Below are 15,572 nucleotides of genomic sequence, written 5' to 3'. Positions count from 1 at the left end.
CTCGAAGTGCGGGCCGGATCTTTTGGTCCGCACTTCGAGTATATTGCATGATCCCGGTGATGCCCGGATGCCCTTATCCGGACCAAAGGCAGCCGATCAAATGGCAAGGAGCAGAGAATAAGAAGATGAAAAACAGGGTGAAGAGAGGATTAGCCGCAGTAGCCGCGTGTGTGATTGTTAGTTTATGCGGCTGTTCCCAAAGTGTCCAGGTTCCCGAAACCGATGCAAGGACGGAAGCCGGTTTGGAGAAGATAAAGCTGAAGGTTTTTTATTCCAGGGACGATATCACGTGGTCCCTTGTAATGGACGACCTTTGCAGTAAGTTTGAGAATGAGAACCCGGACATAGATCTGGAACTGCAGGATGGGGGAAGCGGGATCTATGAGGAGAGCTTAAAGGTCAAGGAAGCCTTAAATGAATTTCCGGATCTGTTTGAGATACAGAATGTGGACGGTTACGTGGCCAATGACCGTCTTGGTCCCATACCGCCGTCTGTCAGCAGTCTCATAGAGGAACCGGTCTATAGGAACGGGACGGTCTATACAGTTCCCCTCTATACAACCACATACGGCATTATCTATAATCAGGTGCTGTTTAAAAAGTATCACCTTCAGGCGCCCCAGACCTATGAGGAATTTCTGGAAATATGCCGAACCCTCAGCAGCCACGGGGTGGTGCCCCTGATGTGCGGCGGGACAAAGGAGGACAGCATTGCCTACTGGCTGAATTATTTTTATCAGAAGAATGTGCTTCCAAGGGCCGGGGAACAGGGGATCCGTTCCGCGGATTTTACGGCTCCCGGCTACATGGACATGCTGGGGGATTTTGAACGTCTGATGGACAGCAGGTATGTGCTGAAGGATTCCGTGTATATGAATGACAGCCAGATCATTTCCCAGTTCCTGGACTCCCAGGTTGCGATGTATTACACAAAACCCAGTTTTATCGCCAATATCATACTGGCGGATCCGGACTGTATGAGTTCCACAAAAGACAACATGGGAGTGGAGATAGAGGATGACAGCAGTACGGTACGCCTGGCATGGTTTTTTGTTCCCACAGGAAACGGGGATATGGTGGCCACAAGGGAGATCGGTTCCCAGCTGGCCATTTCCAAGGAGTGTGCCCAGGACCCGGCCCGGTATCAGGCAGCGGAGCGGTTCCTGAAGTTTTTATTTGAGGATGAAAATTACCGGGGGATCCTGAAATCCATGTATGGATTCCAGACCACGAAAAAAAGGGTATTGTATCCGGCTCCATCCGTGCAGCAATATCTGATCATTGATTACCGTTATGCCAGGAAAGAGGAGTCTTTTTTGGATGCCGATCATATTTCCGGCAGTTTTAGGGGGGAGTTGTCCAAGGCGCTGTATCTGCTCCTGGGCCATTCCATGACAGTGGAGGAAACTGCCCGTTATCTCAATACAAAGTGGAGTGAGACAAGTGAAAAGGAAAAATAAAAGATATATCAGTATCTTTACAAAGTCGGTGATCGCATTTTTAGGTCTGGGTTTTCTTCCATTTATGGTCATCAGTCTGACTGTATTTAAAAAGAATATTGACAAGGTAACGGAGACCGCCATACACAACGCATCCCAGATCACAAAGGGCATCAATGACGACATAGCGGTGCTGCTGGAGGAGATCAGTGATCACAGCAAGTACCTCTATGAGTATGAGGCTGATGATTACGGATATTTTTATGAGATCATGACCAATGACGCTATCTCGGATATTTTAAGGGAAAATCTGGTGGAGGACGCCCTGAAAAAGATATTGTACAGGAATGACTCCATTAACCATGTGTATTTTATTGACACAAAGGGAAAGGTCTATTCCTCCACCAAGGCACCGGAGAAGATCGTAAACCAAAAGCTCATGGATGAATGGGGAAATGCCCATTATGTTCCTGAGAAAAACGCGGTTACCATCATTCCCACCCATGGCACGGAGTATTATTTTAATTCTTCCAAAGAGAACTTTACCTATGTGCGGAACATCATGAACACGCGCTCCATTGAATCCGCAAGCAGGGAGATACTGGGCACCTTATACATTGATGTAAGCGCGGACAGCTTCCAGACCATTATAGATGAAGCAGGTCTGGTGGGCAATGACCATATCTTTGTCTGCGATTGGGGCAGGGACGCCCTGATCTACAGCAATTACAGCGGCACGGAGGCGGCGGAGGACTATGGGAAAATGAAAAAGGATTTTTCGCCCGAAGACCGTAAATTCTGCCTGAAATCAGACCAGATGTATTATATCGGCTACAACATGAAACAGACGGACTGGGCCGTGGTGGAAAAGCTTCCCTTTTCAAACCTGGAAAAGACGTATCAGTCCATTATCCGGAGCACCGTTTACCTGGTGCTGGTGAGTATTGCCCTTTTGATGATCCTGTATTATTTTAACTCAAAGACCACCGCAAAGCCGATCCGGCTGTTAAAAGACGCCATGGATAAGATCAAGGCGGGAAAGCTGGAGACCCGTGTGGATATCAGGTCCAATGATGAACTGGGAGTTCTTGCGGAGGGGCTGAATAATATGACGGAACAGCTTCAAAAGCACATAGAGAAGGTCTATATTTCGGAGATCCGCCAGAAGGAAGCCCAGATCAAAGCGCTGACGGCCCAGATACAGCCCCATTACCTGTATAATACACTGGATGCGATCCGCATGTCCGCCATTACCAATGATGACCATGATACGGCGCTGATGCTGGAAAGCCTGTCAGCCCAGATGCGTTATCTGATCGGGGATGCCAGAAGCCTGGTGACCCTGAAGGAGGAGCTGGACAGTATCCGGAATTATTTTATCATTATACAGATCCGGTATGAGAATGCCGTTCAGCTGGAGATCAACGGGAAAAATGAGACCTTAAAATGCAGGATACCGCGCCTGACCCTGCAGCCGATTATTGAAAATTCCGTCAAGTACGGGATCTCACCCAGGGGAGAGGGGAGCATAGCTGTCTATACGGAGAAAAAACAGGGATACCTGGAGATTACCGTTCTGGATGATGGGGTGGGAATGGACGGGGAGACGCTGGCTTATGTGAACGGCGTCTTAAAGGGAACCGTGATCCAGGAACGGACAGAGGAACGCAGGTTCAGTATTGGCCTTAAGAATATCGAGGACAGGATCAAGCTGCAGTTTGGCGACTGCTATGGGATCCGGCTTGACAGCACGCCGGGGCTGGGCACTCTTGTGCATGTGAAATTACCGGTCTACTATGGAGAAGGAGAGGGAGATTAGATGTTTTCAGTGGTGATAGCAGATGATGAACCGCTTATCATAAAGGGGTTGATGAAGATGGTGGATTGGGAGAAATTAAATACCCAGGTGATCGGCACGTCCAGGAACGGGGAGCAGCTGATCCGCCAGATCGATGAGATGTCGCCGGATATTATTATCTCAGACATTTCCATGCCCCATCAATCAGGAATCGATGTGATCAAGTACATAAATGAAAAGGGACTTAAGTCCAAGGTTATCTTTTTAAGCGCTTTCCAGGAATTTGAGTATGCGAAACAGGCGCTCCGGTACGGTGTGATCGAGTATTTATTGAAGCCTGTGACAAAGGAGGAACTGGAGCTTTCAATCATAAAGGCGGAACGGGCGTTAAAGGATAACCTTTCCCTGGAGTATCTGCAGGAGGATGCCAAAAGCGCACAGGCTGTTTTCAAGGCGGTCACATCAGAATATGAGTATCAGGATCTGTATAAAAAGTTTGAGCAAATGGGGGTGCCCACATCAGATGCCAGCTACACGGGGGTGTGCTTTTCCGCCGTGGAAGACAGAGGTAGGGCGGAGAAAAAACGCAGCGAGTTTGAACTTTTAAGGTTTACTGTGTTTAAAAAGATCGAGGATCATGCGGTAAAGCGTAAAAACGGATTCTGCCTGAAACGGGAGGCGGATTTCTGCAACATGATATTTTTCTATGGAAAAAATCAGGAGGAAACGATCCTGACGGATGTGAAGGCTTTGATCAGGACCATGGAACGTGAGTACGGGATCCGTCTGACCGCCGGTATTGGCAAACGGACGGACAGCTTATCAGATCTTAAATTTGCTTATAAAACAGCTGCATTTGCCTGTAACCTGTACTATTTCAAACAGGATCCGGTGATCATCTACGACAGGATCAATAAGGAATACCACCATTCCTTTGACGACTACAACGAGGCGTACTCTGCACTGGTAAAGGCCATCCTCCTGCGCGATGACATGTGGCTGGATCAGCTGAAGCAATGCCTGGAGCTGATCGGCGAACTTCACTATGGCAACCGGGTGGTTGCGGAAAACAGGTGCGTGGCCCTTCTCATGGAGCTGCTTCGTGAACTGGGGAATTACTGCCGTCTGGATGAGGAGGACAGGCATACGTATGAAGGATTTGTGTCAGGGATCAGAAGCGTTGGCACCTTTCAAAAGGTAAAGGCAATGATTCTGCGTTATCTGGAACAGTTTGTGGAAAAAACCGTGTTTTCCAATCTCGGAAATGAAAATGAGACTATTAGAGGGATCAAGTTCTATATCAGGGAGAACTATGACCAGGAGATCAACCTGAGATCACTGTCACAGCATTTTTTTATGAACCAATATTATTTCAGTTCCTTTTTTAAGCAGAAGATAGGTAAGAATTTTAAGGATTACCTGGTTGAGGTGAGAATGCAGAAAGCATTGGAGCTGCTGCTGGAAAACAGCGGGATGAGCACCCAGGAGCTGGCCAGGAAGGTGGGCTATAATGATGCAAAGAGTTTTTCTGAGAAATTCAGGCAGTATTACGGGGAAAGCCCGATCAATTATAAGAAGATAAATAAAATGTGAGAAAAGGGGTATTTTTAATAAAAAAGGGGGCGTTTTTAACAGGCGTCTCCTCTTTTATTGCAGAAGAACAGAGGGTGTGGTATGGTCGGTTTATCAAAAATGTATGCGCATACAAAATGATACGGATCAGATACAGGATCAAGTAAAGATCAAATATAATGTATGGAGAAGAAAGGGGTATTTAATATGAAAAAAGTGATGGCTTCTGTATTGGCTCTTACCATGGCGGTTTCACTGGCAGCATGCGGCTCATCTCCTGAGAAGACCCAGGAACCTAAAAGCGAGGCGGCTTCCACGTCCGGACAGGGACAGCAGGACACTGCAAAAAAGGGAGAGGGTCAGACCATAGAGGTGTGGACCCAGTGGACAGCGGGAAGTGATAAAGAGACTTATTCCCTGGAAATGATCAAAAAGTTTGAGGAGGAGACCGGGTACAAGGTAAACTGTACAAACTTCACCTACGATATGCTTCACGAAAAGGTATTGACCGCAGCGGCAGGGGGGAATGTGCCCGACTGCGCATGGGGGCTTCCCGAATACATCGGAGAGTTTTACAACATGGGGATCCTGGAGGACCTGACGGATGAATTTAATGCATGGGATGAAAAGGACGTGTTCAGCGAGTCGGTTGTGAAAGCCATGAGCATGGACGGCCAGGTGGTGGCAATGCCATATGAAATGTCGGTCCGCGCGTTCCTGGTACATGAAGGTGACTTTGAAGCAGCAGGCATGGAGGTCCCGGCTACCTGGGAGGACCTGCTGAACATGGAGGGCTACTACGATGCCCAGGGTAAATATCCCTTTGAGATCACGGGAAGCGGCGTGCGCGCAGCGCAGGAGCTGCTGGTGTATCTGGCACAGAGCGGCGTGGAGATCGCCACTCTTCAGGAGGACGGACTGTATAAAAACACATGGAATGAAAATCCGGACCAGCTGGACAAGGCTGCCAAGGTATTCCAGTTCTACAAGGATCTGATTGACAAGGGGATCGTAAATCCCAGCGCCAGGAACTGGACCTGGGAAGAGACAGATGAGAACCTTTGTACAGGGCTGGTTTCCTCCCATGTGTCCGGCAACTGGCTGAGAAATAAGGAAAGCCAAAACCCGGAAACCATGAAGGACATGGGCGCTTATGCCATTCCTTACCCTGAGGGGAGCAAACCATACACATACATGGAGTGCAAACCAATGTTTGTCTTTAAAGACAGCAAGAATAAAGAGGGCGCCGTGGAACTGATGAAGGCCATTGCAGGAAAAGAGTGGCAGGAAAAAGTATGGGCTTACGGATCTCCCAGAAGCGATGTATATTCTGAGAGTATATGGAGCAAAGGATTTTCTGACATTGGGGCGGAAGGGATCTCCTTCCCGGGGGTTACGCTTGCCGGCGTGACGCAGGCCATGAACGATTCCATTGCCAAGGTGCTTCAGGAGGGAAAGACCCCGCAGGAGGCAGCGGCATGGCTCAGCGATGCGGTCAATGCATCCCTGTCAGACACCGGGGAACTGAGTAAATAGCAGACGGTAATGTCCCGAAAGCTGAGTGGTAAATATAATCTGGCTTTTGGGACATTTTTTCATCAAGACGAGGGGGAGATGTTCCTTGAAAATAAGTAAAATGACCAGAAGCAAAAGAAAAAAAATGACAGTTCTGATCCTGATCCTGCCGGCTCTGGTTTTTCTGGTTTCTTTAAAAGGGTATCCGCTTTTAAAGGTGGTCCACGACTCCTTTTTCCACGTGAGCCTGATCAAGCCGGGCACCGGATTTGCGGGGCTGGATAATTTTAAGACCATCATGGCGGATGAACGGTTTAAGCAGACCGTGGTCAATACCATATACTGGACCGTTTTTTCCGTATTGGGGGAGTATCTTGTGGGAATGATTACGGCAATCCTCTTAAACAGGGAGTTTAGGGGCAGGGCGTTTTTCAGGACCATGATCTTTATACCATGGCTGGTTCCCATCATTGTGGCAGGCATGACCTGGGACTGGATGCTTAACACGGAATTCGGAATTGTCAATTTCATGCTTAATACCTTACATATAACAAGCAGTCCCATCGATTTTCTGGGAGATGCAAAATACGCCATGGCTGTGGTGATCCTGATCAATATTTGGAGATCCTTTCCCTACTATACCATTTCATTTTTATCAGCCATGCAGTCCATTTCCGGTGACCTGATGGAAGCGGCCGCCATTGACGGGGCAGGTGTCATTAAACGGTTTTTCTATATCACCCTTCCTCAGCTGAAATCCGTGTCCCTGGTGATTGTTTTCCTGCACATTATCTGGACCGCGATCAACTTTGATTTTATATGGATCCTTACAGAGGGCGGTCCCAATTATGCAACCCAGACACTGCCCATTATGATCTACAGGTACTCCATGAAGAAATTTAACGTAGGCGCTGCATCCGCCCTTTCAACCATGATGTTTGCAGTGATGGCAGTTATATTTGTGGTGTATTACAGGCAGAGAATGAAGATCAGCGAGTCCCTGGAATAGGAGGTATAGAATGATCAGCAAGAAAAAAAGATTTTATATAAATATTATTTCCTATCTGCTGCTAATACTGTTTGCATTCATCTGCGTGTTCCCTTTTTATTGGATGATCCTTTCCGCGCTGAAACCGGATTCGGAGATACGGTCGGCGTTCCCTTCCCTGATCACCAGGATGCCTACGCTTAAGAACTTTACAAAAGTACTCTACACAGCAGGATTTTTAAAATACATTAAGAACAGTTTTCTGGTTTCCATCATTGCATGCTTTGTGTCCATGGTGATCGCCGTCATGGCCGGTTATGCATTCAGCCGTTATTATAAGGAACGGATGATCAAGATATCCAATTTCGCCATGCTGGTATCCCAGATGATCCCCGGTGTGCTTTTGCTGGTCCCCCTTTATATGATCATGCGGAACTTCGGGTTTTTGGAATCCTATATCTCACTGATCTTGTCCTACACCACGTTTGTCATTCCTCTTTGTACCTTCATGATGAGCAGTTTCTTTGACACAGTGCCCATTACGCTGGAGGAAGCGGCGGAAATAGACGGGACCAACAAGTTTCAGATGATGGTTAAGATTATACTGCCCATATCCATACCCAGCCTGGTGTCCACAGGGCTGTACGCATTTATCCAGGCGTGGAATGAATTTATGTTTGGTTACATTTTTATTTCCACGGATCAATACAGGACCCTGACGCCTGCGATCATGCTGTTTAAAGGCTCCAATATCATAGACTGGGGAGGCCTGATGGCAGCATCCGTTGTGGCGGTGCTCCCGGTCACATGTTTATTCCTTTTTATGCAAAAATACTTTTTATCCGGCCTGATGAGCGGATCTGTGAAAGGATGAGTTAAGATGAGACGAATAGAGATCAGTGAAAACAACATAAATCTGGTAATGGAACTAACGGATGAGCAGGAGATAAAGCTGCTTCATTTCTCCGCCCTTCCCTTTGAAGAAAAGGATCTGGTATCCAGGAACGGGCTGCTGCCCTTTACCTTGGTGGAAATGTCCGTGACCGGCCTTAACCGGCTGGGCAAGCTCCACGGGGATAATTATGTCAGGACAGCGCCGGGCTGCCGCCTGAAATTTAAGGATTTTAAAGACTGCAGGAATCAGAACGGAAGAAAACTGGAGATCATCACATTTGACCAGCCTACCGGGCTGGAGGTGCACAGCCATATGCAGTTTTATGACGGGATATCCATTGTCCGTTCCTGGAGCCAGGTGGTGAACAAAGGGGATAAGGCGTGGGGGATCGAGTATCTGTCCTCCTTTGCCCTGACAGGCGTTACAAAGGAGGGGCTTCAGAATGCGGACAAAAAGATGAAGCTGTTCCTTCCCAGAAATGGCTGGCAAAAGGAGTTCCACTGGAATGAGTTTACATTGGATGAACTGGGCATGTCCCTGGCCCAGCCCGAGGATTTCCACCGTTCCTCCACAACCATTGGGATCGGGAACACCGGCTCCTGGTCTACCAAGGAGTACCTGCCCGTGGGATATCTGCGGAATGAGGAGATGAACAGCGGTTTATTCTGGCAGATCGAGCACAACGGTTCCTGGTACTGGGAGATCAGCGATGAGGACGGGCAGTATTATTTAAAACTCAGCGGCCCCACCGAGCTGCACAACCACTGGTGGATCCGGTTAAACCCTGGAGAATCCTTTACAACCGTCACCGCAGCAGTGGGTTCTGCGATTGGAGGAATGGACAAGGCCTGGGCGGAGCTGACAAAATACAGAAGGAGTATCCGGAGGAAAAACGCGGATGATGAGAACCTTCCTGTGATCTTTAATGATTATATGAACTGCCTGTTCGGGGACCCAACCACAAAAAAGGAACTTCCCATGATCAAACGGGCGGCTGAGATCGGCTGTGAATATTACTGCGTTGACTGCGGCTGGTACTCCCCAGGGCACTGGTGGGATAACGTGGGCCAGTGGATGCCCAGCAATGAGCGATTCCCGGGAGGCATCAAAGAGGTTATGGACTATATCCGCTCCTGCGGCATGGTGCCCGGGCTTTGGCTGGAGATAGAGGTAATGGGGGTCAATTGCCCGCTGGCTTCCCAGGTACCGGATGACTGGTATTTCAGGCGCCATGGGGAAAAGGTGGCTTACAGAAGCAGATACCAGCTGGATTTCAGAAACCCCCAGGTAAGGGAACATGCGACCAAAGTGATAGACCGTATGGTAAGGGAGTACGGGGTAGGATACATTAAGATGGATTATAACATTGAACCTGGGATCGGAACAGAGACAGGGGCGGACAGCTTTGGAGACGGACTGCTCCAGCATAACAGGGCATATTTAAGCTGGCTGGACACCATATTTGAAACATATCCCGACCTGGTGATCGAGAACTGTTCCAGCGGCGGTATGAGGATCGACTACGCCATGCTGAGCCGTCACAGTATCCAGTCCACAAGCGACCAGGAGGATTACATCAAATATGCAACCATTGCCGCCAATGCGCCCTCCGGCCTGACGCCTGAGCAGGCAGCGATCTGGTCCTATCCCATGACGGAGGGGGACGAGGAGGAGACCATATTCAACATGGTCAATGCAATCCTTCTCAGGATCCACCAGAGCGGCCATATACTGAACATGTCGGATTCCAGGGTGGAACTGATCAAAGAGGCGATCAGCTGTTATAAGAGCATCCGCGGCCACATAAAGGCTTCCCTGCCGTTCTGGCCCCTGGGATTCTCCCACTACATGGATCCATGGTCGGCCCTGGGATTAAGGTGCGGCAAAACCTCCTATGTGGCGGTGTGGAGAAGGACATCGGATCAGATCTGCCGGACCATACCGGTAACGCATCTGAAGGGAAGGGACGCAACACTGAGCCAGATCTATCCCTGTGGGGAACAGTATAAGTCGGAGTTTGTGTGGAATAAAGAAGACGGAAGCTTTTCCGTGAAAATGCCAAAGGAGTATACGGCAAGGCTGTTCCGTCTGGAAACAGCGGATTAACTGTAATCCGGTTTTTATGCTACCGCAAGATTTCTTAAGACAACCTCCATGTTTTTGTATATAATAATAACCGAGTGCTCTCGGAAACTCTTTGTACCTGGAGTTTCCGGGAGCATTGCCAATGTGTACTCTCAGAATCCCGGAGAGCACGCTCAACTTAAAAGGAGGTGATGGAGCTTGCAGCCCATTGAAGAAATCATATTGACTGTAAATTATATAGAAGCCAATCTCACCAGGAAGATCGATCTGGACATGATCGCACAGGCGGTCCATTATTCCAAATACCATCTGCACCGGGTGTTTTCCCACACGGTAGGACTGACCATACATGACTACATCCAGAGAAGGCAGCTGACCGAGGCCGGAAAGCTTCTGGTGTTTTCGGAAAAGTCCATTGTGGAGATCGCGCTTTTATCCGGTTACCAAAGCCAGCAGGCCTTTACCAATGCTTTTACATCCATGTATAAAATACCGCCCAACAAATACAGGGAAAAGGAAAAATTCTATCCCCTGCAGTTAAAGTTTGAGTTTGACGGGAGGTATGATATGCTGAAGCGGCCGGAAAACAGGGCATGGGATATCCGGTATGCCACAAAGGAGGACATACCCGCCTGGATGGAGCTGGTGCGGCTGGTGATCGATGGCTTTCCCAACTTGCAGGAGGATACGTACATGGAGGTGCTGAGACAGCGGATACGCACAAACCAGGCGCTGATCGTAAAGGACGGGGTGACTGCTGTGGGAATTTTGCTGTTTTCCTGGGACACAGGGAGCATTGATTTTATGGGATGTCATCCCCTGTACAGGAAAATGGGGATTCCCAGGGCATTTCTGGACAAGGTAATGGGAGAACTGCTGACAGGCCAGGAAATCAGCATTACCACCTTCAGGGAAGGGGACAAGGCGGATAACGGACAGCGAAGGGAGATACAGGGGCTGGGGTTTGCGGAGGCAGAACTTTTGGAGGAATACGGTTACCCCACCCAGCGGTTTGTCCTTTCACAGGAGGTGCAAAAGGATGGGTGAGAGCGTGTTGGAAGAAGAGTCCAGGCATTTGCGGCAGGTTCATCAAAGGATCGGCCAGGCCCTGGAACAGGCAAAGGAATCCGTCCAAAAATCGGACAGAGAATACATGGACACCAAGCGCTACATGGCGGAGCACAGAGGGGACATCGATCCCCATGAGATGTTTCAGAATGAGCTTCTTTTAAAACAGACGGACCGCACCGGCGCCATGGCGGTGGAAATACTGGAACGGCTGAAAAAACTGAAGGATTCCCCTTACTTTGCAAGGATTGATTTCTGTGAAGCAGGGCAGGGGGAACCCTTCTCCTATTACATCGGGCGGTTTGCCTTAAACCATGACAGGGAACCTTTGGTCTTTGACTGGAGGGCGCCTGTATCCGGCATGTTTTATGACTGCGAGGTGGGACCGGCCGCTTTCCAGGCCCCGGACGGAAGGATCCAGGGAGAGCTGACAAAAAAGCGGCAGTTTAAGATCAGGGGCGGGAAAATGGAGTATGCCCTGGAAACCTCATCCCATATCCAGGATGACGTGCTGCAAAAGGAGCTGAGCCATACCTCGGATGAAAAAATGAAATCCATTATCTCCACCATCCAGAAAGAACAGAACCGGATCATCCGCAATGAGAACCAGGGGACCATGATCATACAGGGAGTTGCGGGATCGGGAAAGACTTCCATCGCTCTTCATAGGATCGCTTACCTGCTCTACCGGTTTAAAAACAGGCTGAGCGCTAAAAATGTAACCATCCTGTCCCCCAACAGGGTATTTGGGGATTATATATCCAACGTAATACCGGAGCTGGGGGAGGAACCGATCTATGAACTGAGCTTTGAGGAACTGGCAGAGATCCAGCTGGAGGGCCGGATGGGGTTTGAGCCGGAACAGGATTTGGATCAGGAAGGGGATGCGGATGAAAGCCGGAGTGGTGATCCAGGTGAAAGCCGGGGCAAAAGCCGGAGTAGTGACCCGGGACGGGGGGAGAGGGAACGGTTTAAATCCACCCTGGATTTTGTCCGTCTTATGGATGCTTATATAGAGATGCTGCCGGATATGGTCTTTGCGCCAAAGGATTATACCTTTGGAAGATTTCGTGCAGATGCAAAATGGATCGGAAAGCGGTTTAAGGCATATGGAACCTTTCCGGTTAAACGGAGGCTTCTGATGGTTGCCGATGATATCCGGGACCGCTTTGACACAGAGAATATCATGAAGGATGAACTGCCCCGGCAGGGGGGGATCCTTAAAAGCCTTGCCTCCATGCTGACCATGAAGAACACACTGGCTGTTTACAGGGATTTCTATGAAAAGATAGGGAAAAAGGAACTGTTTGTCATGGCTGACAAAAAGACTTTGGAATGGGCGGATGTCTACCCCTTCCTGTACCTTCACGCGGCCTTTGAAGGGCTTAAGGAGAGCGGGATCACCAGACATCTGGTTATTGATGAGATGCAGGACTATACGCCGGTCCAGTACGCTGCCCTGAACCGGATGTTTCCTTGCCAGAAAACCATACTGGGGGATTTTGGACAGTTCATCCACCCAAACCACCTTCACACCCTGGAGGATCTCCTTCATCTGTATGAGGGGGCGGAGTTTGTCCGGCTAAATAAAAGCTACCGCTCCACGTATGAAATCATGACATTTGCCGGCCATATCCGGGCTGCATCCGGTCTGGAGCCGGTAAAACGCCATGGGGATGTTCCCGGGCTGGTCTCATGCAGGAATGAGGAGGAGGAGCTGTGCCGCATCATGGATTTGATACGGGATTTCAGGTCAGGGGACAATGCTTCGCTGGGCATTATCCTGAAAACCCACAGGGAGGCCGCAGAACTGTATGATCTTCTTTCAGAGGAATTTGAGGTGCATCTGATCGAACCGGAGAGTACCAGGTTCAGCAGCGGTATATCCGTTACCTCGGTGAAGATGGCCAAGGGCTTGGAATTTGACCAGGTCATTGTACCACATGCCTCTGACAGGAACTACAGGACAGACCATGACAGAAGCCTGCTCTACATAGCCTGCACCAGGGCCATGCACAGGCTGACACTTACATTTTCAGGAAAGAGGACGGGATTCATTGATTAGATTCCCGTCCTTGTTTCTTTAAGCATCCATTGCTGTATTTTGCCAAAACTACCTTGCAGATGCAGCCGCTCCCACAGGTGCCTTAGCAGTGCCCCATGGGAAGCCGCACACAGAAGCATGCCCCGCCGGAGGGGGAGTCGGATACGCTGATGGAGCCGCCGTGGAGCAGGACCAGTTCCCTGGCAATGCTCAGGCCCAGGCCGTAATGGAGTTTGTCGCTTCTGGCGCTGTCCGCCCTGTAAAACCGGTCAAATATATGTTTTTTCACCTCATCATCCATACCGCAGCCTTGGTCTGACACTGTCAGGCAAAGGCTGTTTTTCGTTCCGGATAAACGGTGTCTTTCCTGCTGTATCCTTGCCGAAATCCGGACCTCCCGTCCTGCGGGGGTGTGGCTGAGGGCGTTGTCCAAAAGGACGGAAAGGACTTGTTCCAGGCGGTTCCCATCACCTGTGATCGCCGGAAGGGAGGATTCGGGCAGGTCCAGATAAAGGGACACCCCCTTGTCGTTGTACATGGGTTCAAACCGTTCATAGACGCTGATCAGCAGGGTGTCCATGTCCAGCCGGTCTGTCTGGACCGTCCATGTCCCGGCATCTGCAGATGCCAGGACAAGCATGTCATTTACCAGAAAGGATAAACGTGAACATTCCATGTCGATATTTTTCATAAAATGCTCCTGTTTTTCCGGCGCAGCCGCAATGGCAGAAAGGCTGGAGCGGATCACCGCAAGGGGAGCACGCAGCTCATGGGAGGCAGCAGCAATAAATTCATTCTGCTTTTTCTGGTTTTCCGCAATGGGTTTTAAGGATCTGCCCACCAGGAACCAGCTCACAAGCATCAGGGCGGCAATCCCCGCGGTGTTGAGGAACAGGAACAGGATCCCCTGGCTGTATAAAAGGGAGGAGGCCGGATCTTTATAAGCCAGAAGGGTCAGGCTTTGGAAGCCCGACCGGGTGGGAAGCACCAGAACACTGGCCAGGTAGGAATCATTGTGATCTCCTGTGATTGTAAAAACGGAGGTGCGCAGCAGGGAGGAGGATACGGGACGCCTGGAAGAATCAATGTTCTGCGCCAGCGCGCCCTCTTTGGCCCGCTGGACCAGCCCCGCCCTGCCGCTTAAAGGATTCCAGGAACCGGGGTAGAGCAGGGGGATCCCATTGTCCTCAATCTGTATGATGAGCCTGCTGCCGCTTTCCAGCTGGGCCAGCCAGGTACAGCTGATGGTTGAACCGGCCTGGAGCCTGGAGGTGATGTTTAATATATGATTCTGAAAGGCGTCCAGGGTGTTTTTGTCAAATTCCCTGGCATTTACAATGAGGATTCCCGCCACTACCAGGGTGAGGATCAAACCCGTTGTTATGGTATAAAGCCCGGTGAGATTCCTTCTAAGCTTTTTGATCATGGATTGCCTCCTGCCTCAAGGCGGTAACCGGTTCCGTGTATGGTCTTGATCTGTACGGCTCCATTTACAGATTTTAGGCGCCTTCTTAAGAAATAGACGTAATTGTCCAGATTTCCTTCCTCCACCTCGGAGTCAGGCCCCCATATGTAAGAGAGGATCATTCCTCTGGTCAGGATCTGCCCTGCATTGCGGATCAGGTATTCCATAAGTGCGGATTCCCGTTTGCTCAGCTGGACCATGCCTGACGGTCCGGTCAGTTCCCGCTTTTCCGGATCCAGGCTTATATTGGAATAGGCTTTCGCGCGGGTTGGCTCCAGCTTTCCGGGCCGTCTGGTGACGGCGCGGATCCGGGCAAGGAGTTCCCCGGGCGCATATGGTTTGACCAGATAATCATCCGCCCCCGCGTCCAGGCCATCGATCCTGTCATTGATCCCGTCCAGGGCAGTGGTGATGATGACCGGGGTGGCAACACCCATCCGGCGAAGGCCGTTGAGCACGCTGAGCCCGTCCATCTGGGGCAGCATCCGGTCCAGCAGGATCACATCATATGGAAATTCCGCGGCATAATAAAATGCTTCCTGACCGGAACCGCAGCAGTCTGTTTCATACCCCGCTTTTTCCAGCTGCAGCTTAATGGCTTCACAAAGTTCTTTATCATCTTCAACCAGCAAAATTCTCATGATACGCTCCCCGTTATTCTAATCTAAATAAGATCCAAACACATTATAACAGAGAAATCTCT

11 protein-coding genes are annotated in these 15,572 nt (G+C 49.8%); 9 read left to right on the top strand and 2 right to left on the bottom strand.

The annotated features are described in order from the left end of the window. Positions 1–125: 125 nt before the first annotated feature. The 9 genes from ABID13_RS01575 (at position 126) to ABID13_RS01535 (ending at position 13,425) form a co-directional block, all read left to right on the top strand. Positions 126–1,460 (top strand): ABC transporter substrate-binding protein, encoded by a 1,335-nt coding sequence (locus ABID13_RS01575; RefSeq protein ID WP_161797501.1) that lies wholly within the window; start codon positions 126–128, stop codon positions 1,458–1,460. Next, on the top strand, positions 1,444–3,258 hold the full coding sequence (locus ABID13_RS01570; RefSeq protein ID WP_048930583.1) for a cache domain-containing sensor histidine kinase: 1,815 nt from the start codon (positions 1,444–1,446) through the stop codon (positions 3,256–3,258). The genes ABID13_RS01575 and ABID13_RS01570 overlap by 17 nt, the downstream gene beginning before the upstream one ends. Then, a complete protein-coding gene (locus ABID13_RS01565; protein WP_048930584.1) occupies positions 3,259–4,830 on the top strand; it encodes a response regulator in 1,572 nt (523 codons plus the stop codon). Between the two features lie 186 nt (positions 4,831–5,016). Beyond that, the gene (locus ABID13_RS01560; RefSeq protein WP_007863562.1) at positions 5,017–6,345 is read left to right on the top strand and encodes an ABC transporter substrate-binding protein; all 1,329 of its coding nucleotides are present in this window, start codon (positions 5,017–5,019) and stop codon (positions 6,343–6,345) included. A gap of 85 nt (positions 6,346–6,430) precedes the next feature. Then, entirely contained in the window at positions 6,431–7,333 is a 903-nt protein-coding gene (locus ABID13_RS01555) for a carbohydrate ABC transporter permease (protein WP_045093399.1), read from the top strand. Positions 7,334–7,343: 10 nt separating this feature from the next. Next, positions 7,344–8,186 (top strand): carbohydrate ABC transporter permease, encoded by an 843-nt coding sequence (locus ABID13_RS01550; protein WP_007863565.1) that lies wholly within the window; start codon positions 7,344–7,346, stop codon positions 8,184–8,186. A gap of 6 nt (positions 8,187–8,192) precedes the next feature. Further along, positions 8,193–10,313, top strand: coding sequence for a glycoside hydrolase family 36 protein (locus ABID13_RS01545; protein ID WP_048930585.1), 2,121 nt, complete (start codon positions 8,193–8,195; stop codon positions 10,311–10,313). Between the two features lie 177 nt (positions 10,314–10,490). Then, positions 10,491–11,339: a helix-turn-helix domain-containing protein gene (locus ABID13_RS01540; protein ID WP_007863568.1), complete on the top strand. Its 849-nt coding sequence runs from the start codon at positions 10,491–10,493 to the stop codon at positions 11,337–11,339. Then, positions 11,332–13,425 carry a HelD family protein gene (locus ABID13_RS01535; protein WP_048930586.1) on the top strand — a complete coding sequence of 698 codons (2,094 nt, stop codon included), beginning with the start codon at positions 11,332–11,334 and terminating at the stop codon, positions 13,423–13,425. The genes ABID13_RS01540 and ABID13_RS01535 overlap by 8 nt, the downstream gene beginning before the upstream one ends. Positions 13,426–13,507: 82 nt before the next feature. Here ABID13_RS01535 and ABID13_RS01530 read toward each other — a convergent pair whose 3' ends face one another. Both ABID13_RS01530 and ABID13_RS01525 read right to left on the bottom strand, forming a co-directional pair. Next, on the bottom strand, positions 13,508–14,830 hold the full coding sequence (locus tag ABID13_RS01530) for a sensor histidine kinase (protein WP_007863570.1): 1,323 nt from the start codon (positions 14,828–14,830) through the stop codon (positions 13,508–13,510). Next, positions 14,827–15,510 (bottom strand): response regulator transcription factor, encoded by a 684-nt coding sequence (locus ABID13_RS01525; protein ID WP_007863571.1) that lies wholly within the window; start codon positions 15,508–15,510, stop codon positions 14,827–14,829. Before ABID13_RS01525 ends, ABID13_RS01530 begins: the two co-directional genes overlap by 4 nt. Positions 15,511–15,572 lie beyond the last annotated feature (62 nt).

This window comes from Enterocloster citroniae (assembly GCF_040545455.1).
GTDB lineage: Bacteria > Bacillota > Clostridia > Lachnospirales > Lachnospiraceae > Enterocloster > Enterocloster citroniae.
The sequence above is the reverse complement of the archived record's forward strand: the minus strand, read 5'-3'. Positions and strand labels throughout refer to the sequence as shown.